A 19,755-nucleotide genomic window follows, 5' to 3' on the forward strand; every position below is an offset into this window, starting at 1 on the left:
CGATGACCAACCGAACCATCCGGATCTGGACGCTGATCCACAAATGGACCAGCCTGATCTGCACGGTCTTCATGCTGCTGCTGTGCCTGACCGGCCTGCCGCTGATCTTCCATGACGAGATCGAGGCGCTGACGGCGGAGGACAATCTGCCGCAGATGCCGGCCGACACGCCGTTGAAGTCGCTGGACGAGGCGGTGGCCTCAGCGCTGGCCACCTACCCCGGCGAGCGCCCGCTGTTCCTCAGCTTCGACGTGGACCGGCCGGTGGTGAACGTCACGACCGGACCGGGCGCCCGCCCGCCGGTGTCGCAGATGCACATCTCCGCCATCGACCTGCGCACCACGCGGATCCTGGCCGACCTGAACGATGACAAGGGCTTCATGCATGTGATGCTGCGCCTGCATGTCGATATGTTCGCAGGGTTGCCGGGCGAACTGTTCCTAGGCTTCATGGGCTTCCTGCTGTTCCTCGCCACCCTGTCGGGCGTGGTGATATACGCCCCCTTCATGCGCAAGCTGTCCTTCGGCACGGTGCGGGCCGGGCGCAGCCGGCGGCTGAAATGGCTCGACCTGCACAACATGCTGGGCATCGTCACCCTGATGTGGGTGGTGGTGGTCGGGCTGACCGGCGTCATCAACACCCTGTCGGTGCCGCTGGTCGCCTATTGGCGCGCCAACGAGCTGGCGGCGATGATCGCCCCCTACGCGGGCAAGCCGGTGCCGGAGCGCTTCGCCTCCGTCGACGCGGCGGTGCGCACGGCCATGGAAGCCGCCCCCGGCATGCGCCCGCAATTCGTCGCCTTCCCCGGCGTGCGCTTCTCCAGCAACCACCATTACGCGGTGTGGCTGAAGGGAGCCACGCCGGCCACCAGCCGGATCCTGACCCCCGCCCTGATCGACGCGGAGACCGGGGCCTTCACCGACATGCGCTCCATGCCCTGGTACATGCTGGCGCTGCGGCTGTCGCAGCCGCTGCATTTCGGCGATTACGGCGGGCTGCCGATGAAGATCCTGTGGGCGGTGCTGGACGTGCTGACCATCCTCATCCTCGGCAGCGGTCTCTATCTGTGGATCGCCCGCCGCCGCGGTGCACAGGAAAACGCCACCGCGGGGTCCGGCCTGCGGGCCGTCGCCGGGGAGGCCGCGGAATGAAGCCGCGCGCTTCCCTGCCCCTGCCGGCAATCTTCGGCATTCCCGCGGCCATCGCGCTGGTCACCGCCGCCGGGCTGGTCACCGCCCTGCTGGACGACGGTCTGGTGGACGCCGTGTCCTGGGCGGCTCTGTCGGTCCCCGTGCTGGCCGCGGCCTGGTCCTGGCGGAAGCGCGAGCGTTGAGGGAGCCTCCCTGAAGACGGCGTCCTGATGCGGCGGCGGTCCAACCGCCGCCCGCTTGCCATCGGCCTATATTTCGACTATGGTCGAAACATGGAAACCAAGACCGCCATCGACGCCTTCGCCGCCCTTGCCCAGGAAACCCGTCTGGCCGTGTTCCGCCTGCTGATCACGGTGGGGCCGAACGGGCTGACGGCCGGCGAGGTCGCCCAGCGGGTGGGGGTTCCCGCCTCCACCCTGTCCCATCATCTGGCGACGCTGGAACGCGCCGGCCTGCTCCGCTCCTGGCGGGTGCAGCGGCAGATCTTCTACGCGTCCGACTATGAGGGCACCCGCCGGCTGATCGCCTTCCTGATGGAGGACTGCTGCCAGGGCCGTCCTGAACTCTGCTCCGCCGACCTGACCCAGGCCGTCCTCTGCGGTTCCGCCGGGTGCGACCGCGACGCCTGAGCCTTCCCACCCCGACCGCCGCGCGCGCCGCGGCATGGATAAGGCGACACAGCGATGACCGACCGCGTCTACAATGTCCTGTTCCTGTGCACCCACAACAGCGCCCGCAGCGTCATGGCGGAATGCCTGCTGAACCGGGAGGGCCAAAAGGGCGGAAGCGGCCGCTTCCGCGGCTTCAGCGCCGGCAGCCAGCCGTCCGGGCGCATCAACCCCTATGTCCATGACCTGCTGGAACGGCTGGGCTTCCCGACGGCGGAGTTGCGCTCCAAGACCTGGGACGAGTTCGCGGCGGCGGACGCCCCGCACATGGATTTCGTCTTCACCGTCTGCGACAACGCCGCGGGCGAGGTCTGCCCTGTCTGGCCCGGCCAGCCGATGACCGCCCATTGGGGCTTTCCCGACCCGTCCAGCGCCCAGGGCACCGACGCTGAGAAGGCCGCCTTCACCGCCACGGTGTTCGGGCAGATCCAGCGCCGCATCCAGGCCTTCGTCAGCCTGCCCATCGCCTCGCTCGACCGTCTGGCGCTGAAGCGCAAGCTTGACGACATGGGACAGGCGTCCGCCACCCCGGAGGCGGCGCGATGACGCCCGTCACCATCTACCACAACCCGGCCTGCGGCACCTCGCGCAACACGCTGGCGCTGATCCGCAACAGCGGCGTCGAGCCGACGGTGATCGAGTATCTGAAGACTCCGCCGACCCGCGACGAGCTGGCCGATCTGATCCGCCGCATGGGCGTGCCGATGCGCGCCGTGCTGCGCGAGAAGGGCACGCCCTATGCCGAACTCGGGCTCGGCGACCCGGCGCTCGGCGACGACCGGCTGCTCGACGCCATGATGGCCCACCCGATCCTGATCAACCGGCCGATCGTGGTGACGCCGCTCGGCGTGCGGCTGTGCCGCCCGTCCGAGGCGGTGCTCGACATCCTCCCCGATGCCCAGCGCGGCGCCTTCGCCAAGGAAGACGGCGAGCAGGTCGTCGATGCCGCCGGACAGCGCATCGGCAAAGCCTCCTGACGGACACCGATCAATGACCACCGACATCCACGCCGCCCCGGCGGCCCGCCCCGCCATGGGGCTTTTCGAACGGTATCTCAGCGTCTGGGTCGCCCTGTGCATCGTCGCCGGCATCGCGCTCGGCCATCTGGTGCCCGGCGTCTTCCAGGCCATCGCCGCGGCCGAAGTCGCCCAGGTCAACCTGCCGGTGGCGGTGCTGATCTGGCTGATGATCGTGCCGATGCTGCTGAAGATCGACCTCGGCGCGCTGGGGCGGGTCAGCGAGCATTGGCGCGGCGTCGGGGTGACGCTGTTCATCAACTGGGCGGTCAAGCCCTTCTCGATGGCGCTGCTGGGCACGCTGTTCATCGGGAACCTGTTCGCCCCGCTTCTGCCGCAGGACCAGATCTCCTCCTACATCGCCGGACTGATCCTGCTGGCCGCCGCCCCCTGCACCGCCATGGTCTTCGTCTGGTCGAACCTGTGCGAGGGCGAGCCGCATTACACCCTGAGCCAGGTGGCGCTGAACGACATCATCATGGTCTTCGCCTTCGCGCCGCTGGTCGGGCTGCTGCTGGGCGTGGCGTCGATCACGGTGCCCTGGGCCACGCTTCTGCTGTCGGTGCTGCTCTATATCGTCATCCCCGTGGTCGCCGCCCAGCTCTGGCGCCGCAGCCTGCTGGCGACCGGCGGCGAGCCGGCGCTGAAGCGGACGCTGGACCTGATCCAGCCGGTGTCGCTGGTGGCGCTGCTGACCACGCTGGTGCTGCTGTTCGGCTTCCAAGGCGAGCAGATCCTGGCCCAGCCGCTGGTCATCCTGCTGCTGGCCGTGCCGATCCTGATCCAGGTCTATTTCAATGCCGGGCTTGCCTATTGGCTGTCGCGCCGGTTCGGGGTGGCGTGGTGCGTGGCGGCGCCGGCGGCGCTGATCGGCGCCTCCAACTTCTTCGAGCTGGCGGTCGCCGCCGCCATCAGCCTGTTCGGCCTCGGCTCGGGTGCCGCGCTCGCCACCGTGGTCGGCGTGCTGGTCGAGGTGCCGGTGATGCTGTCGGTGGTTAAGATCGTCAAGGCGACCAAGCCCTGGTACGAGGGACGCACCCATGCATGACATCGAGACCGCCGGACCCGACTCCTTCCCGAGCCTGGACGAACCCTATCTCGAGGTGCCCGACCTCGACAGGCTGACGCCGGCACGGCCGTCCACCCATCCGCCGCGCATCCTGCTGCTCTACGGCTCGTTGCGGGAGCGGTCCTACAGCCGCTTCCTGGCGGAGGAGTCGGCCCGGCTGCTCCGCCGCATGGGGGCCGAAACCCGCATATTCGACCCCCACGGCCTGCCTCTGCCCGACAGCGTGCCGGCCGACCATCCCAAGGTGGCGGAGCTGCGCGCCCTGTCGCAATGGTCGGAAGGGCAGGTGTGGGTCAGCCCGGAACGCCACGGCACCATCACCGGCGTCCTGAAATGCCAGATCGACTGGCTGCCGCTGGAAAGCGGCGGCATCCGGCCGACGCAGGGGCGGACGCTGGCGGTGATGCAGGTCTCCGGCGGCTCGCAATCCTTCAACGCGGTCAACGCGATGCGGGTGCTGGGCCGCTGGATGCGGATGGTGACCATTCCGAACCAGTCCTCCGTCGCCAAAGCCTATCAGGAGTTCGACGAGGCCGGTCGGATGAAGCCGTCGCCCTATTACGACCGCGTGGTCGACGTGATGGAGGAGCTGGTCAAGTTCACCCTCTTGGTGCGCGACCGCAGCGACCATCTGACCGACCGCTACAGCGAGCGGCGCGAGGCCGGGCTGAAGGCCGAAACCGAGGCGCAGGCCCTGGCCGCCGCCGCCATGAGCGGTGAACGATAAGCGGTGAACGATGAGCGGTGAACGCAGGGCGTGACGGCAACCCAGGCAATGGCGGCACGGCGGAGCGACCGCGTCCGCCTGCCTGCCGAGCTTGCGAGGGCGCCGTCACGGACGCCCCGCGGGATGTCCCGACCTCAGTGAAGCGTCGCCGGGTCCGGACGGGACGCGCTGGGGGAGGCTTCGCGCGAACGCCCGATCCCGAGCAGCTGGTAGAGCCCGAGTGCCGCAATCGTCGCCGTGCCGATGCCGCCGATGGAGAAGCCTCCGGCAGAGACGGTGAAGTTGCCGGCGCCGAGGACCAGCGTGACGCCGACCGTGATGAGGTTGCGCGGATCGGCGAAATCGACGCGGTTGTCGACCCACAGGCGCACCATCGCCGCGGCGATCAGGCCGAAGACGACGGTTGCCAGCCCGCCCAGCACCGGTGCCGGAATGGTCCGCAGCAGGGCGCCGAACTTCGGCGAGAATCCCAGAAGGATCGCAGCGACCGCGGCGACGACGAAGATGAGCGTGGAGAAGACGCGGGTGACCGCCATCACCCCCATGTTCTCGACGTAGGTGGTCACGCCGGTGCCGCCGCCGGCGCCGGAGACCACGGTGGCGATGCCGTCGCCGATGAAGCCGCGGCCGATGAAGCGGTCGAGGTTGCGCCCGGTCATGGCGCCGATGGCCTTGATGTGGCCGAGATTCTCGGCCACCAGGATGAAGGCGATGGGGGCGACCAGGGCCATGGCGCCAGCATCGAAGGTCGGGGTGCGGAACTCCGGCATGCCGAACCAGGGAGCGGCGGCCAACTCGGCGAAGCTGACCGGCGGCAGGAGGCCGAAGCCGTTGGCCAGGATGAGATAGAAGACATAGCCCGCGGCGATGCCGGCGAGGATCGAGAGCCGCCGGATGGCGAGCGGGGCATAGACCGCGATGACGGCGGTGGCGACCAGCGTGAACAGGGCGACGATGATGTGCGGGCCCGTCCCCTCGATGCCCTTGACGGCGACCGGCGCCAGGTTGAGGCCGATCGCCGCCCCCACCGCACCGGTCACCGCCGGCGGCATCAGGCGCTCGATCCAGCCGGTGCTGGTCCGGGTCACCAGCAGGCCGATCAGGGTATAGAGCACCCCGGCCGCGATGATGCCGCCGAGCGCCGGCCCGATGTTCGGGTTGGGGCCTTGGCCGCTGTAACCGGTCACCGCAATCACCACCGCGATGAACGAGAAGGAGGAGCCCAGATAGCTCGGCACCCGTCCGGCGGTGAGAACGAGGAACAGCAGCGTGCCGATGCCGGAGAACAGGACCGCGAGGTTTGGATCAAACCCCATCAGCAGCGGCCCGAGGATGGTCGAGCCGGACATCGCGACGAGATGCTGGATGCCGAGCGTCAGCGTCGAGCCCCAGGGAAGGCGCTCGTCCGGCTGGACGACGGGGCCGGTCGCAAGCGGCCAGCGCGGGAAGAAATCTGCCATGGAAAATCTGTCCGAATCTGTGGGGAAGGCGCTCTCGCCGGGAATGTCCCGGGCGATACCCGGCCGGATAAAATTGATCGTTCGATTAATCTTGACCGGCAGATGCCTTCACCGTGGGTACGAGGCCCGCTTTTTGGCCCCCGCGCGGCCGTCACGCCACATCTTTATTCGAACTGCCCGCTTTGCCGCAGGGAGATGGCGGAGCAGAGAGATCGCCCCGCCATTCACGGCGCCGATCAGGCTTCGGGCGCGCCGAACAGCTTCCTGCAATATGCGGCAAGCCGTTCCGGCTGGTCCGGCCGGCCGCGATAGGCGATGTGCCCATCGGGCCGGACCAGGACCAGGGCGGCCTCGCCGCCGATTCCGTAGGCTGCATGGGCTTCGCCGTCCAGGTCGGACAGAGCCGGCGTGTCACCCGATTCCGGCATCGCGGCCGCGAGCACCAGCCTCGGCCGGATCCAGTCCCATCCCGCGACCTCCGCAAACGCCCGTCGCAGGTCGTCCAGGGCATCCGGCCGGCGGCCGTCGAAGCCGAGCAGCGACCAGCCCCAGCTCCTTCCGTCGGGGTTGTAGAGGTGCTCGAACAGGGTTGTGGAGGCGCCGTCGGCGGCAATCAGCGTCGCGTCCGGAGCGCGCTCCCCCGGTTTGGGGATGTGCCGATGCAGCGCGTCCTTGATGCCGGCGAGATGGTCCTCGTTGAGCGGGCTGTCGGGGTAGGCGACCGTCAGCTGCTGCAGATCGGCGCTGCCTTGGATCAGCGCCCCGATGTTGGGCAGGACTCTGGCGGCAATGTCCATGATCGCATCCTTCACCGGACCGCGATAGACACTGTTCTGGAAGCCGCGGAGCTGTTGCGCGTCGAGCCGCCGATGCTCCCCGCCCCGTTCGGCATCGTAGGAGTCGAGCAGCAGCGGCGTCGCCCTGCCCCGCAAGGCCATCGCCAGCCGCCATGCCACCCCGATCGCGTCGTGGAAGCCGGCATTCATGCCTTGGCCGCCGGCGGGAAGGGAAACATGTCCGGCATCCCCGACGAGGAACACGCGATCCTTGGCGTAGTGCGCCGCGGCACCGTGCTGGAAGCGGCTGTGCGTCAACCAGATCGGATCGCTCAGCGTCAGCGTCTCGTCCTCCGTCACCTCGCGCGCGATCGCCTGCATTTCCTCAAGCGTCGGATCGCGGTCGGGAATGCCGGTGTCGTCCGCCAGGAAGAACAGGCGATGATAGCCTTCCCAGACCGGCAGAACGCCGCAGAAGCCTCTCGGGTAGTAGAAGAACCAGAGATGGTCCCTGTCCAGGGAGCGTCGCCAGTGAAGCTTGGCGTCGACCTGTCTGTTCATGCAATTCGGCAGTTTCTCCGGCTCGAAGTCGAGGCCCAGTTCCTTGCGGATGAAGCCCTTCACTCCGTCGGCGCCGATCAGATAGCGGCAGCGCAGCGTGTCGGCCGGCCCGGCGGCCTCCTCTTCGTCGTCCTCTCCCGCCGGAGCGACACTCACGGAAACGCCGTCCACATCCTGCGCGAAGCCGGTCACCTTGCGGCCGCGCTCGATCCTGCCGCCCTTCGCCAGGACCTGTTCCGACAAGGTGGTCTCGATCACGTCCTGCCCGCTGTAGAGCACGGGACCGTAGGGGCTGGGCACGTCGGCGATCTCGATCGGGTCGACGGGGCGCCCGTTGAGGAGCGTGTTGATCCGGGTGATCCTGTATGACTTCTCCGCAATCGCATCGCGGATGCCGATGCTGGCGAGCAGTTCCTGGGGGCGGGCCCAAAGGTTGTTGGCGCGTGAATACTCCTTCGGCTGCCGACGCTGTTCCAGCAGCAGGCAATCGATGCCGTGGTGGGCGAGCGCGCAGGCTGTCGTCAGGCCGATCGGCCCGCCTCCGACGATGATGACCTCTGCATCAAGCTGTTCCTGTCCGGTTACCATGCTCATTGCGCTTTCTCTTCGGGGGAGGGCGAGGCGGCAACGGCGGCAGCCTCGAAGGTCCGGTCGATGACCGTGTTCATTTCGCGAAGCACCGCGACTGCGGTCTCGAGCCGCTCGGCGCCGATCCGCTCGAGGATCGCGCGGTCGAGCGGCACGACCGCCGCCTCGGCGCCTTCCAGGGCCTTGCGTCCGGCCGGGGTAAGGACGACGAGCTTGGCGCGCCGGTGATGCGGATTGTCTTCGAGAGCGACGAGACCGCGGTCAACGAGCAGGTCGACGACCCTCTGCACCGCCTGCCGGCTCAGGCCCATGTTGCGGGCAATGTGGGCGACCGGCAGCGGCCCCGGCGAATAGCCCAGCGCGCCCAGAACCTGCCACCATGCGGCAGTCAGCCCAAGCGGGCGCACCAGTTCGTTGCCGGCCTCCACCAGCCGCCCGTTCGTTTCGAAAACCGTCAGCACCAGATCGCGGACGCTGACCGGATCCTGTCGCCGCGTCATCGGAGCAACACCCTGTCGTCATGACAACATGTTGTCCAAACAGCGATGGGCGAGGCTTGTTCCGTCCGGCCGGCCGCCGTGATGTCGGTTTCGGACGCCGCACATGTTTCGTCGTCGGGGTCGGCGACAAACGGGCGGTTGGCGGGGTTGATAGCAGGGAAGGCCGGGAGCCTCCCGGCCATTCCCCGCATGAGGAGGACGTCATGGACAAGGATCGTGCCGAAGGCGCCATGGACAAGGCCAAGGGCAGCGTCAAGCAGAGCGTCGGCGACGTCACCGGCGACGAGAAGATGAAGGCGGAAGGTGCGGCCGACAAGGCGAAGGGGAAGGCCAAAAACGTCATCGGCGGCGCCAAGGACGCCCTGCGCGGCGACAACTGACGCCATCGCGGTCCCGCGGCCCGTTCCGCCGCGGGACCCGCCGGCAGCAGGTCCAACCTACAGCCCTCTTGAGGCGGCAAGCGCGGATGGCGCCTGTTCCACCGTCAAGCGATGGGCGCCGTCAGACCGCCATGGCCGAGGTGCCCGGACTCCTTTCGGGGAGCAGCGGCGACACCGCGTCGACCAGCGGTGCGAGCACGCGCTCCGGCGTCTCGCGTGCCACGAAATGGCCGCCGGGCACGAGGATCGGGGCAAAAGGCCCCACCGTCAGTTCGCCCCAGCCCAGCAGGAGCTGGTGCGGAACCATGGCGTCGGAAACGCCGGCAACGGCGGCGACCGGGCAGGACAGGGGTTTCCGGTCCGGCTCGGCGGCATATCGCTCGAACATCGCCAGATCGGCGCGCAGCGGGGGGCGACGAGGCTGCGCAGTTCGGGCACGGCGATCACCTCGTCGGGAATGCTGCCGTAGCGGGCCTGCACGGCGGTCAGCAGGTCGGCGTCGTCGAGATGCGCGATCGGCGGCCGGCGCGGCACCCGATGCGGCGGCACGGCGGAAACGCCGATCAGGCAGGCCGGTTCGGGCAATCCCCGTCTCTTGAGGGCATGGGCCAGTTCGAACGCCATCAGCGCGCCCATGCTGCAGCCGAGAAGGGCGTAAGGCGTCCGCGCGTGGGGTGCCACCGCGTCGGCCAGCGCCGGGATCAGATGCTCGATCCGGTCGAAGGCCGGCTCGTCCAGCCGGCCCTCCCGTCCCGGCAGACGCACCGGGACGAGAGCCAGCGAGGCCGGCAGGTGCGCCTGCCAGCCGGCGAACACCGCGGCGCCGGTGCCCGCATAGGGCAGGCAGAAGACCGGCAGCCGCCCGTCGTCCGGCGGCGTGGCGAACCACGGGGAACCGTCCATGTCATTCCCCCGCGGCGGCCATGCGCCGGCGCAGGGACAGGGGGCGCATGTCGGTCCACACCTCGTCGATGTGGCTCAGGCAGCGTTCCCTGGTGCCGCTCACTCCGGCGCTGCGCCAGCCAATCGGCAGCTCCCGCCATTCCGGCCATATCGAATACTGCTCCTCGTCATTCATCACGACCGTGTAGATGGTGTCGTCCTCGCGGTTCGCGTCCTGACCGTTCATGGCGCGTTGCGCTCCTTTTTCCGAGAGTGTTCGCTGGGGTGAATACTACTCTGCCGCGTTGGATTCCGCACGGCTCAACATCCGCCGCCGCAGGGCCGCCCGCCGGTCCGCCTCGTCGAGTTCGGGGGCGGCGAGTGAAGGCGCTGTGGAGGCGGCCGCCCCGCCATCCCCGCCATCCCCGGCAGTGCCGGCGGCGAGATGGCGGGCCAGCACCCGCACCGTCGTGTGGTGCAGGCAATCGACGAGCGGGAAGTCCCGGCCGATGGCGGCGCAGACGAGCCCATGCATGCGGGCCAGCGTCAGGGAGCTTCCGCCCAGGTCGAAGAAGTTGACGTCGATGCCGACCCCGTCGCGTCCGAGCACCTCGGCCCAGATGGCGGCGATCCGCCGTTCGAGGTCGGTCGCCGGGGCGCCGCCCTCCGCCGTCGCCCGGCCCGCCTCCTGCGCCAGCACGACGAGCCGGCGCCGGTCGAGCTTGCCGTTGGCGGTCTGCGGCAGCTCGGCGATGGCATGGAAGCGCTGCGGCACCATGTAGCCGGGAAGCCGTTCGGCCAGCCGGGCGCGCAGATCGGCGGCCGACGGCAGGGCCTCGCCGCCGCCGCGCAGGAAGGCGGCGAGGGACAGGCCGCCGCCGGCCTCCGGAACGGCCACCACCGCGGCCTCCGCGATGCCCGGCAGGGACTCCAGCGCGACGCGCACCTCGTCCAGCTCGATCCGGAAGCCCCGGACCTTGACCTGATGGTCGAGCCGGCCCAGGCAGTCGAGCCGCCCGTCCGCCCAGCAGACGAGGTCGCCGGTGCGGTACATGCGCCCGCCCGGCTCGGGCGACCACGGGTCGGGCAGGAACCGTTCGGCGGTCAGGCCGGGGCGACCGACATAGCCGCGCGCCACCCCCAGCCCGGCGATCCACAATTCCCCCGGCACGCCCGGCGGCACCGGGTCGAGCGCCGCGTCCAGCACATAGAACCGGGTGTTGTCGATCACCGGCCCCAGATCGACGGGCTGGCCGGCCTGTTCGATGCGCCGGGCGCTCGACCAGATGGTCGTCTCGGTCGGTCCGTACAGGTTCCACAGGGCGGCCCCGCAGCCGGTCAGCCGTGCCGCCAGATCGGCCGGCAGCGCCTCGCCGCCGCAGAGGATGCGCAGGTCGGCCCAGCCGGTCCAGCCCGACTCCAGCAGCAGGCGCCAGGTCGCCGGGGTGGCCTGCATCACCGTGGCCTCCGCCCGGTCGAGCAGGGCGGCGAGCCGGCGCGGGTCGCGGCGGTCGTCGGCCTCGGCGATCACCACGGTGCCGCCCGCGACCAGCGGGGCGTACAGCTCCAGCCCGGCGATGTCGAAGGACGGGGTCGTCACCGACAGCAGCCGGTCATCCGCCCCGATGGCGAGCCGCCGCTCCATAGCCTCCAGGAAATTGGCCAGGGCGGCGTGCGGGACCGCGACGCCCTTCGGCACTCCCGTCGATCCGGAGGTGTGGATGACATATGCCAGCTGCTGCGGCAGGGGGCGGGCGACGGCGGTGCGGGCGGCGGCGCGGACGCCGGATCCTCCGCACCCTCGGCGATCCCGTCCTCCGACAGCACGAGCGTCGCGAAGCCCTCCGCCTGCCAGAGCGCCGCGTGAGCGGCGGAAGTCAGCACCATGCGGCAGGCGGCGTCCCGGGCGCACGCGACCAGCCGGCCCCGCGGATAGTCGGGGTCGAGCGGCACATAGAAGCCGCCGGCCCGCCACACCGCCAGCAACGCCACCGGCAGCGCCGGACCGGGTTCCAGCGCGACGCCCACCGCCGTTTCCGGCCCAACTCCGCGGGCGGAAAGCAGGCCGGCCAGCCGGTCGGCGCGCGCGAGCAACCCGCCGTAGGTCAGGCTGCGCCCGCCGCACCGGACGGCCTCGCGGTCCGGCGCGGCGGCGGCGCGGGCGGCGATGCGCTCCGGCACCGTGGCGGGACCGACCGGAACGGCGTCCGGCAGCCAGCCCGCCCGCCATGCCTCCCGCTCCGCCGGGCCGGAGAGGTCGATGGCGCCGGGCCGGACGGACGGGTCGGCCAGGATGCCGCGCAGCAGGGCGCCATACTGGTCCAGGATGCGGCGCGCGGTGCTCTCGTCGAACAGCTCCGCCGCGCGGTCGAGCCGCAGCCGCAGCGGCTCGCCCGGGGCCTGTGTGACGTTCAGCCCCAGGTCGAACTTGGCGATGCGCCGCGCCGGCTCGGCCAGGGATGCCGGCACCGGGAACAGCCCGTCGGGGGAGGATGCCTGATCCAGGTTGAAGGTCGTCGAAAAGACTGGGGCGCGCCCCGGATCGAAGGGCAGCCGCAGCCGCTCCAGCAGATCCGCGAAGGAGACGTCGGCATGCTCGTAGCTGTCGAGAAGCGTTCCGCGCAGCCGGGTCAGGAAGCCGGCGACGGTGTCGCCCGGCTCCAGCCGGCTCGGCACCGGCAGCATGTGGGCGCAATAGCCGACCACCTTGCCGTCGGCTGCGTCGTCGCGCCCGGCGACCGGAACGCCGACGATCAGGCGGTCCTGCCCGGATGCCCGGTGCAGCCACAACAGCCAGGCGCCGAGCAGCACCATGTAGGGCGTGGCGCCCAGCGCCCGCGCGGCGGCGGCGACGCCGTCGCTCAGCGCCGCGTCCAGCGTCGTTTCGACGACCGACGCCGGTGCAAAGCCCGACAGCTCCGGACGCGGCCGGTCGGTCTTCAGGTCGAGCACCGGCAGCGGTCCCTCCAGGCGGTCCAGCCACCAGTCCAGGTTCCTTTGCCGCTCCGCCCGCCGTCCGTGAGCAGCGCAGCGGGCCAGCCAGCTGCGGTAGGAGGGCGCGGCCTCGGCCGGCGCCTCCCGCCCCTCCCGCCCCTCTGCGGCGTCGCGGTAGCTGCGCCCCAGATCCTCCGCGATCAGCCGCAGCGACCAGCCGTCCACCAGCGCATGGTGGCCGCATTCGACCAGCATGCCGGTGCCGTCCGGCCGCGTGAACAGGCCCAGCCGGAACAGCGGTCCGGCGGCGTCGAACGGCCGTTCGATGAAGGCGGCGACCGCCTCGTCCATCGCCTCGTCGTCGGCCACCCGGCGGACGTCCAGCAGATCCGGCACGGTGTCCGGCGGCAGGACCTCCTGGACGCCGGCCTCCGCGTCGATGCGCGTGCGCAGCGCCTCGTGCCGGGCCACCACCCGGCGCCAGGCGCGGCGCAGCGCTTCCTCGTCCAGCGGCCCGCCCAGCGCCAGCAGCGCCGGTTCGTTGTAGGCCGCCCAGGACGCCGGGTTCAGGCGGGCATAGAGCAGGAGCTGCCGCTGCGCCGCGCCGAGCGGTTCCCGCGCGGCCGTCCCGACCGCGGCCGCCGCCGGGGCGAAGAAGCCGTCCTGCGCCATCCCGGCCACCGTCTCGCGCACGGCGGCGACGATGCGCTCCACCTCCGCCTCGCCATGGGCGGCGGACAGGAAGCAGTTGCGCCCCTCCCAGATGAACACGCCCTTGTCGATCAGGTTCTGGATGAAGACGTCCTGGTTGGCATGATGCACGAAGCGGAACAGCGAGCCGCAGCGGACCACGCGGATGCCGGTTTCGGTTTCGGTGAGAACGCGGTTCAGCGCGTCCGTCAGCGCCGCCGTGCGCTCGTTCAGGGCGCGGTAGAGGGCCCCGTCGTCGGCGGCGATGCGGGTCAGCACCGCGCGGGCGGCGGCCATCGCCAGCGGATGCTTGTTGAAGGTGCCGGCGAAGAAGGTGGTCTCCGTGCCCGGATAGCTGTCGTCGCCGAACGACCACTGGCCGCCGTCGAGCGCGTCCATGATCGGCGCCTTGCCGGCGACCACGCCGATCGGCAGGCCGCCGCCGACGATCTTGCCGTAGGTGGCGAGGTCGGCGCGGATGCCGAACCATTCCTGCGCGCCGCCGGCGGCCAGCCGGAAGCCGGTGATCATCTCGTCGAAGATCAGCACCGCGCCGGACGCCGTGGCGATTTCGCGCAGCCGCTCCAGGAAGGCGCGGGGCTGCAGGTCGGGCCGGCGGCTCTGCACCGGTTCCACCAGGATCGCGGCGAGGTTCGGCGCCTCGGCCGCGATGATCTCCAGCGAGGTCTCGTCCCCGTAGGCCAGCGGCAGGATGTCGCCGACCAGGCGCGGCGGCGTTCCGGGCGCCATCGGCACCGGCTCGATCACGCCGTCGCCGTGGCGGGGCGACGCCAGCACGCCGTCGAAATGGCCGTGGTAGGATCCCTCGAACAGCACCACCTTGCTGCGGCCGGTAACGGTGCGGGCAAGGCGCAGGGCGGTCATCACCGCCTCCGTGCCGGAGTTGCAGAAGCAGGCCCGGTCGAGCCCGGTCAGGCGGCAGACCAGCTCCGCCACCTCGCCGGCCAGCGGGCTCTGCGGACCGATGGGGAAGCCGGCGGCGATCTGCCGGTTCAGCGCCTCCCGCACGAAATCGGGAGAATGGCCGAACAGGTTGACGCCGAAGCCCATGGTGATGTCGACATAGGCGTTGCCGTCCACGTCCCACAGCATCGCGCCTTCGGCGCGGTCGCCGACGATGGGATAGACCAGCTCCTTGGTCGAGAAGCGGAAGCCGGCCGACGCGCGGTTGTCCGCCAGCCGGGGCCGGAAGGCGGCGGCCATCCGCTTGGAGGTGCCGGTGCGCGCGTCGCGCCGCGCGACGAGGCGGCCCAGATGCGCGCGCTGGTCCTCCGCGGCGAGGGAGGCGTTCGCGAGATCGGCCCGCCAGGGCGGCAGCACCGACGGGCCGGCCACCGCGCCGGGCAGGCGGGCGACGCGGGTCCCGACGGCGGGAGCGTTCCGGTTGTCGGCGACCAGCGCGGCGAGGCGCCTGTGGTTGGCGGCGAGCGCCTCCAGCTGCGCCGCCTGTGCTGCGATCTGCGCGCCGAGGTCGCCGTCCGGAATGCTGGCGTGGGATGCGGCGGCGGGCGTGGGCGCCGGCACGACGGGTGCCGGCACGACGGGTGGCTGGGCGGCCGGCGCCTGGGCCGCCAGCAGCCCGGCGAGCGAGGCGATGTCGGGGGTCTGGTCGAAAAGCTGCTTCATCGACAGCTTCACGCCGAACATCGCCTCGATGCGCTGCACCGTGCCCATGAGGACGATGGAATCCGCCCCCATCTCCGTGAAGCGCTGATGCGGGTCGAGCGAGTCGGCGGGCATGCGCAGCTGCTCGCCGATCAGGCGGCGCAGCCGGTCGACGACCGCATCCGCACTGGCAGGGGCGGGGATGACGGGCGCGGAGGATGGGACGGAGTGTTGGGCGGAAGGCGGGGCGGCATCAGTTGCGGCTTCGGGCGCGAACCAGCAGCGCTGGCGCAGGAAGGGCTGGCCAGGTAGCCCGGGAACCCGCGGCAGGCCGCGGTCTGGCTGGAGCGCCGCCCATTCGACCGTGGCGCCCAGCATATAGGCGCGCGCGGCGTCGTCGAACACGGCCCGCACCGGATCGGTGCCGCCCTCTCCGGGAGCCTTATCATCCGGATTGTCGTCGAGCAGCAGGTCTTGCGGCTCGCCCAGCAGGGCCAGCCGGGCGGCGCCGCTCCGCCCATCCGCCGCCTGCCCGTGCCAGAAGGCGGGGGTCGCCGCCGACGCCCCCGCACCGGCGAAGGTCAGCACCGGTGCGCGCAACGCCGCCGCGTCGAGGGCGGCGCCGAAGGCGGTGGCGGCCTCCTGGCTCTCATGGCGGCGTCCGCGCAGGGCGACCAGCCGGACCGCCGTCTCCAGATCCATGACACCGGCGAGCACGGCGGCCACATAGGCGCCGGGACCGTCGCCGGCGACCAGTTCCGGCTCCAGCCCGCAGGCGCGCCGGAGCGCCGCCATGCCCCAGCCGGCGGCGAAGGCCGCGGGTTCGGCGAAGCGGGGGGCCTGGGCGGCGAAAAGGGCGTCGAGCGGCAGGTCCAGTTCTGGTTCCAGAAGACGGGCGCAGGCGGCCAGCGCCTCCCGATAGGCCGGGAAGCCGTCGGCGAGCGCGCGGACCGTCGCCGGATCCGGCGCCCGCCCGGCGAAGCGGGCGGCGATCCGCGGCGCCATGCGCGGCGCCCGCCCGCCACTCCCCAGGGCGTCGATGCCGGCATCGAGAGCGGCGGCGAGTTCCGCGCCGTCCCGTCCGACGACGGCGAGCCGGTGGGACAGGTGGCCGCGCCGCAGGTTCCGTTCGGCTGCGACCGCCGCGGCCGGCAGATCGGGGCGGCGGCGCAGGAAGGCGGCGGTCTCTCCAGCCAGCCGGACCAGCGCCTCGGTCGTGTGGGCGGACAGGGCGAGCGGCACCGGCCTTCCCTGGCCGGCCGCCGGCAGGGCTGCGGGGGCGTCCAAGTCCGCCTCTTCCGCCCCCTCCTCCAGAATCATGTGGACGTTGGCGCCGCCGAAGCCGAAGGAGCTGACCGCCGCGATCCGCCGGCCGCCGGCCGCCGGCCATTCGACGGGCCGGGTCGGGATGGCCAGCACGCCCAGATGCGGCGCCAGCAGGGGGTTCGGCGCGGTGAAGCCGGCGAGCGGCGGAACCGTCCGGTTGCGGAGCGCCAGCACCAGCTTGATGAAGGCGGCGACACCCGCCGCCGCTTCCAGATGGCCGATGTTGGCCTTGATGGTCCCGACCGGACAGGGGACGTCGCGCCCCGGCCCGTAGACGGCGGCGAGCGCCGCCGCTTCGATGGGGTCGCCCAGCGGCGTGCCGGTGCCGTGCGCCTCCAGATAGCCGACGGCGCGGGCGTCCAGCCCGGCGTCGCGCAGGGCGGCGGCGATCACCCGCTCCTGCGCGTCGCCGTTGGGCGCCGTCAGGCCGTTGCTGGCGCCGTCCTGGTTGGCGGCGGTGCCCCGCACCACGGCCAACACCCGGTCGCCGTCGCGGCGGGCGTCGGACAGCCGTTTCAGCACGACGATGCCGCATCCCTCGCCCCGCACATAGCCGTCGGCGGCGGCGTCGAAACTGTGGCAGAGCCCGGTCGGCGACAGCATGCCGGCCTGCTGGAAGGCCTGCGTCAGGCGTGTGCCCAGGATCAGGTTGACGCCGCCGGCCAGGGCCATCTCGCTCTCGCCCCGGCGCAGGCTCTCGACGGCGAGATGGATCGCCGAAAGCGAGGAGGAGCAGGCGGTGTCCACAGCGAGGCTGGGACCGCGCCAGTCCATCAGCCAGTTCAGCCGGTTCGCCGCCATGGAATGCGCATTTCCGGTGGCGAGCTGGGGTGCCGCGACGCCGTGGCGCTGCAGGCATTCCATATAGTCGCCGGTGCTGATCCCGACGAAGACGCCGACGTTGCGGCCGCGCCAGCGCTCCGGCGGCTGGCCGGCATCCTCCAGCGCCCGCCATGCGGTCTCCAGGACCAGCCGGTGCTGCGGATCGAGGAGGTCGGCCTCCGCCGGGGACATGCGGAAGAAGGCGGGGTCGAACCCGGCGACGGAGGGCAGCCAGCCGGCGCGGCGCGGCACCGCGGCCAGCGCATCGGCGAAGGCGGCGGCCAGTTCCGGCCGTTCCGGCGGAGGCTCCGCCACCGCGCATCGCCCCTCCTCCAGAAGCCGCCACAGCGCTTCGGCGTCCGCCGCCCCCGGCAGCCGGCAGGCGAGGCCCACCACGGCCACGGCGCGGGCATCGTCGGGAGCGGGGTCGTTTGCATGGGACGGTGCGGCCGTCGCCCCCGCCGGCGGGGAAGCGGGTTCGGAGGCCGGGGCGGCGGCGATCTCCAGCAGCGGGCGGGCGGCCTGCACGGCCAGCGCGGACAGGCGCGGCGCGGCGGGCGACACGGCGCCCGCGATGTGCTCGGCCACCTGGCTGATGCTCGACAGACGGTAGAACAGCGTCGGATCGAAGGCGCAGCCGAAGAACTTCTCGATGGCCGCCGCCGTCTGGATCGCCGCCATCGACCCGAAGCCGAGCTGTGCCAGCGGCTCGTTCTCGCGCATCTGCCGCGACGGCAGGCCGAGCACGCCGGCCACCATGTCGGCGAGCGTGCGCCGGATCTGGGACGGCGGCAGGGGGTTGGTCCCGCTGGTCCCGGCCTCGCCTGTCCCGGTCTTTTCCGCCTCCGCCCGCTTCGGAACTGTGGGGCGCCGCCATTCCGCGAGAACCGCAAGCTCCCCGGCCAGGAACGCGTCGCGCATGCCCAGACGGCGGATCTTGCCGCTGCTGGTCAGAAGCAGCGTGCCGGCGCGGATCAGCACGACGGCTTCCACCTCCACCTCGTGCATCTCGGCGACGGCGCGCAGGATTTCGCCGATCAGCGCCTGCCGGTCGGTGCTTCGCTCGTCGCGGCGCAGCTCCTGCACGACGACCAGCCGCTCTTCCTCGTCCTCGATGACGGCGAAGGCGGCACCGCGGTCGCGGATCAGCAGCGGGCTGACGTCCTGCACCGTCTGCTCGATGTCGTAGGGGTAGAGGTTGCGGCCGCGCAGCAGAATGGTCTCCTTCAGCCGGCCGGTGACGTGGATCTCGCCGTCGCGCAGGAAGCCCATGTCGCCGGTGCGCAGCCAATGCACGCCAAGTTCCCCCGTCAGGGTCGCGCGGAAGGTGGCCTCCGTCGCGTCCGGCCGGTTCCAATAGCCGAGCGCCACGCTCGGGCCGGCGCACCAGATCTCGCCCACCTCGTTCTCCGCCAGGGGAACGCGGCGTTCGGGGTCGGCGACGATCAGGCGGAGCAGGCGGTCCGGCCTGCCGCAGCAGCCGATGCGCCGCGCGTCCCCGTCGGTCGCGGCGGCGTTGAGATCGACCACCCGGCCCTGGGCCAGCGCGTCGGCCTGCGCGGTGACGAAGCGCGGCGGGCGGTCCATCGGCACCTCGGTCGTCTTGACGGTCGTCTCCGCCATGCCGAAGGCCAGATGCATCGCCCCCGGCCGCCAGCCGACCGGGCCGAAGCGCTCCAGGAAGCGGGTCACGGTGCGGTGGCGGATCGGCTCCGCCGCGTTCAGCACGTTGCGCACCGACGACAGGTCGAGACCGGCCAGATCCTCGTCGCGGATCTTGTCCACGCACAGTTCGAAGGCGAAGTTGGGGGCGGCCGAATGGGTACCGCGGAACTGCGACAGCGCCTTCAGCCAGGTCACCGGGCGCGCTGCGAACTCCTGCGGCGCCATGATGTAGGCCGGGAATGCGTCGCGCATGGGATAGAGCGCCGCGAAGATCAGGCCCATGTCGTGGAAGGTCGGCAGCCAGCTGACCATGACGCGGTCGGGGCAGGACGACCCCTCGCTGATGGCGCGCAGATTGTCGTCGAGGTTCCCGCGGCTGATCATCACGCCCTTGGGCGTGGAGGTCGAACCGGAGGTGTATTGCAAGAAGGCCAGATGGCCGTCGTCGCCGGCGAAGCGCCGGAACTGCTGTGCCCCGGCATCCGGAATCCCGTCGATGGCGAGCACGGGCAGCGCGCCGCCGCCGCCGGCCAGCGCCAGTTCGGGCAGCTGGTCGATCTGGTCCGCCGTGGTCAGCGCGAACAGCGGCGCGCAATCGTCGATGATCGCCTGCGTGCGCTGGCGGGACCTGTCCCGCCGCGGCAGATAGGAGGGAACGGCCACCACGCCCGCGAACAGGCATCCATAGAAGGCCGTGAGGAATTCCAGTCCCGGCTTGAAGATCAGAAGCGCCCGGTCGCCGGGGCGGGCACGCTCCGCCAGCCATGCGCCGACCGCCCGCGCCCGCGTGGAGAATTCCGCGTAGGTCAGCTTGTCGGCCACGGTGCTGCCGTCGCGGACGAAGGCGTAGGCGAGGCCGTCGGGAATGTCGCGTCCGTTTCGTTCAACCGCGTCGAGAAGCGTGCTCATGGCGT

At 71.3% G+C, this 19,755-nt stretch carries 16 protein-coding genes and 1 pseudogene; 8 read left to right on the plus strand and 9 right to left on the minus strand.

Translation table 11 applies throughout. The features are described 5' to 3' along the window. Positions 1-2: 2 nt before the first annotated feature. The 7 genes from AB8P05_RS15535 to arsH all read left to right on the plus strand — a co-directional run bounded on the left by AB8P05_RS15535 (position 3) and on the right by arsH (position 4,631). Entirely contained in the window at positions 3-1,151 is a 1,149-nt protein-coding gene (locus tag AB8P05_RS15535) for a PepSY-associated TM helix domain-containing protein (protein WP_455173291.1), read from the plus strand. After that, positions 1,148-1,333, plus strand: a complete 186-nt coding sequence (locus AB8P05_RS15540; RefSeq protein ID WP_472759983.1) for a hypothetical protein — start codon at positions 1,148-1,150, stop codon at positions 1,331-1,333. The genes AB8P05_RS15535 and AB8P05_RS15540 overlap by 4 nt, the downstream gene beginning before the upstream one ends. 90 nt (positions 1,334-1,423) lie before the next feature. Next, entirely contained in the window at positions 1,424-1,780 is a 357-nt protein-coding gene (locus AB8P05_RS15545; protein ID WP_455173293.1) for an ArsR/SmtB family transcription factor, read from the plus strand. 54 nt (positions 1,781-1,834) lie between these two features. Continuing rightward, positions 1,835-2,365: an arsenate reductase ArsC gene (locus AB8P05_RS15550; protein ID WP_472759984.1), complete on the plus strand. Its 531-nt coding sequence runs from the start codon at positions 1,835-1,837 to the stop codon at positions 2,363-2,365. Next, positions 2,362-2,796 (plus strand): arsenate reductase (glutaredoxin), encoded by a 435-nt coding sequence (arsC, locus tag AB8P05_RS15555; protein ID WP_472759985.1) that lies wholly within the window; start codon positions 2,362-2,364, stop codon positions 2,794-2,796. The genes AB8P05_RS15550 and arsC overlap by 4 nt, the downstream gene beginning before the upstream one ends. A gap of 13 nt (positions 2,797-2,809) precedes the next feature. Then, the gene (arsB, locus tag AB8P05_RS15560; protein ID WP_472759986.1) at positions 2,810-3,883 is read left to right on the plus strand and encodes an ACR3 family arsenite efflux transporter; all 1,074 of its coding nucleotides are present in this window, start codon (positions 2,810-2,812) and stop codon (positions 3,881-3,883) included. Then, on the plus strand, positions 3,876-4,631 hold the full coding sequence (gene arsH, locus AB8P05_RS15565; RefSeq protein WP_472759987.1) for an arsenical resistance protein ArsH: 756 nt from the start codon (positions 3,876-3,878) through the stop codon (positions 4,629-4,631). Before arsB ends, arsH begins: the two co-directional genes overlap by 8 nt. A gap of 134 nt (positions 4,632-4,765) precedes the next feature. Here the strand turns inward: arsH and AB8P05_RS15570 are convergent, their stop codons facing one another. The 3 genes from AB8P05_RS15570 to AB8P05_RS15580 all read right to left on the minus strand — a co-directional run bounded on the left by AB8P05_RS15570 (position 4,766) and on the right by AB8P05_RS15580 (position 8,516). Next, entirely contained in the window at positions 4,766-6,091 is a 1,326-nt protein-coding gene (locus AB8P05_RS15570; RefSeq protein WP_455173298.1) for a solute carrier family 23 protein, read from the minus strand. A 236-nt stretch (positions 6,092-6,327) separates the two neighbouring features. Beyond that, entirely contained in the window at positions 6,328-8,022 is a 1,695-nt protein-coding gene (locus AB8P05_RS15575; protein ID WP_472759988.1) for an FAD-dependent oxidoreductase, read from the minus strand. Continuing rightward, the gene (locus AB8P05_RS15580) at positions 8,019-8,516 is read right to left on the minus strand and encodes a MarR family winged helix-turn-helix transcriptional regulator (RefSeq protein WP_472759989.1); all 498 of its coding nucleotides are present in this window, start codon (positions 8,514-8,516) and stop codon (positions 8,019-8,021) included. The genes AB8P05_RS15575 and AB8P05_RS15580 overlap by 4 nt, the downstream gene beginning before the upstream one ends. Before the next feature lie 203 nt (positions 8,517-8,719). Between AB8P05_RS15580 and AB8P05_RS15585 the strand changes: the two genes are divergently transcribed. After that, a complete protein-coding gene (locus tag AB8P05_RS15585; RefSeq protein ID WP_472759990.1) occupies positions 8,720-8,896 on the plus strand; it encodes a CsbD family protein in 177 nt (58 codons plus the stop codon). Positions 8,897-9,017: 121 nt separating this feature from the next. On the opposite strand, the gene AB8P05_RS15590 is transcribed toward AB8P05_RS15585, so the two are convergent. The 6 genes and pseudogenes from AB8P05_RS15590 to AB8P05_RS15615 all read right to left on the minus strand — a co-directional run bounded on the left by AB8P05_RS15590 (position 9,018) and on the right by AB8P05_RS15615 (position 19,750). Then, positions 9,018-9,203, minus strand: a complete 186-nt coding sequence (locus tag AB8P05_RS15590) for a hypothetical protein (RefSeq protein WP_472759991.1) — start codon at positions 9,201-9,203, stop codon at positions 9,018-9,020. Then, complete coding sequence (locus AB8P05_RS15595) at positions 9,164-9,799, minus strand: thioesterase II family protein (RefSeq protein ID WP_472759992.1); 636 nt, start codon at positions 9,797-9,799, stop codon at positions 9,164-9,166. Before AB8P05_RS15595 ends, AB8P05_RS15590 begins: the two co-directional genes overlap by 40 nt. 1 nt (position 9,800) lies before the next feature. After that, positions 9,801-10,025, minus strand: coding sequence for an MbtH family protein (locus AB8P05_RS15600; protein ID WP_472759993.1), 225 nt, complete (start codon positions 10,023-10,025; stop codon positions 9,801-9,803). 45 nt (positions 10,026-10,070) lie between these two features. Next, positions 10,071-10,724, minus strand: a complete 654-nt coding sequence (locus tag AB8P05_RS15605; RefSeq protein ID WP_472760143.1) for an AMP-binding enzyme — start codon at positions 10,722-10,724, stop codon at positions 10,071-10,073. Positions 10,725-10,736: 12 nt separating this feature from the next. Continuing rightward, positions 10,737-11,480 (minus strand): annotated as a pseudogene (locus tag AB8P05_RS15610) (AMP-binding protein); the annotation flags it as partial. Then, positions 11,375-19,750, minus strand: coding sequence for an aminotransferase class III-fold pyridoxal phosphate-dependent enzyme (locus AB8P05_RS15615; RefSeq protein WP_472759994.1), 8,376 nt, complete (start codon positions 19,748-19,750; stop codon positions 11,375-11,377). The gene AB8P05_RS15615 and the pseudogene AB8P05_RS15610, both read right to left, overlap by 106 nt. Positions 19,751-19,755 lie beyond the last annotated feature (5 nt).

It is taken from the genome of Azospirillum sp. VT-I1 (assembly GCF_055698305.1).

What these genes read in the sequence shown, in the direction of transcription:
- AB8P05_RS15545 (WP_455173293.1), top strand. Translation starts at nt 1,424, where the DNA reads ATGGAAACCAAGACCGCCATCGACGCCTTCGCCGCCCTTGCCCAGGAA.
- AB8P05_RS15570 (WP_455173298.1), bottom strand. Translation starts at nt 6,091, where the DNA reads ATGGCAGATTTCTTCCCGCGCTGGCCGCTTGCGACCGGCCCCGTCGTC.
- AB8P05_RS15540 (WP_472759983.1), top strand. Translation starts at nt 1,148, where the DNA reads ATGAAGCCGCGCGCTTCCCTGCCCCTGCCGGCAATCTTCGGCATTCCC.
- AB8P05_RS15575 (WP_472759988.1), bottom strand. Translation starts at nt 8,022, where the DNA reads ATGAGCATGGTAACCGGACAGGAACAGCTTGATGCAGAGGTCATCATC.
- AB8P05_RS15580 (WP_472759989.1), bottom strand. Translation starts at nt 8,516, where the DNA reads ATGACGCGGCGACAGGATCCGGTCAGCGTCCGCGATCTGGTGCTGACG.
- AB8P05_RS15550 (WP_472759984.1), top strand. Translation starts at nt 1,835, where the DNA reads ATGACCGACCGCGTCTACAATGTCCTGTTCCTGTGCACCCACAACAGC.
- arsC (WP_472759985.1), top strand. Translation starts at nt 2,362, where the DNA reads ATGACGCCCGTCACCATCTACCACAACCCGGCCTGCGGCACCTCGCGC.
- arsH (WP_472759987.1), top strand. Translation starts at nt 3,876, where the DNA reads ATGCATGACATCGAGACCGCCGGACCCGACTCCTTCCCGAGCCTGGAC.
- AB8P05_RS15600 (WP_472759993.1), bottom strand. Translation starts at nt 10,025, where the DNA reads ATGAACGGTCAGGACGCGAACCGCGAGGACGACACCATCTACACGGTC.
- AB8P05_RS15585 (WP_472759990.1), top strand. Translation starts at nt 8,720, where the DNA reads ATGGACAAGGATCGTGCCGAAGGCGCCATGGACAAGGCCAAGGGCAGC.
- AB8P05_RS15535 (WP_455173291.1), top strand. Translation starts at nt 3, where the DNA reads ATGACCAACCGAACCATCCGGATCTGGACGCTGATCCACAAATGGACC.
- arsB (WP_472759986.1), top strand. Translation starts at nt 2,810, where the DNA reads ATGACCACCGACATCCACGCCGCCCCGGCGGCCCGCCCCGCCATGGGG.
- AB8P05_RS15615 (WP_472759994.1), bottom strand. Translation starts at nt 19,750, where the DNA reads ATGAGCACGCTTCTCGACGCGGTTGAACGAAACGGACGCGACATTCCC.
- AB8P05_RS15590 (WP_472759991.1), bottom strand. Translation starts at nt 9,203, where the DNA reads ATGGTTCCGCACCAGCTCCTGCTGGGCTGGGGCGAACTGACGGTGGGG.
- AB8P05_RS15595 (WP_472759992.1), bottom strand. Translation starts at nt 9,799, where the DNA reads ATGGACGGTTCCCCGTGGTTCGCCACGCCGCCGGACGACGGGCGGCTG.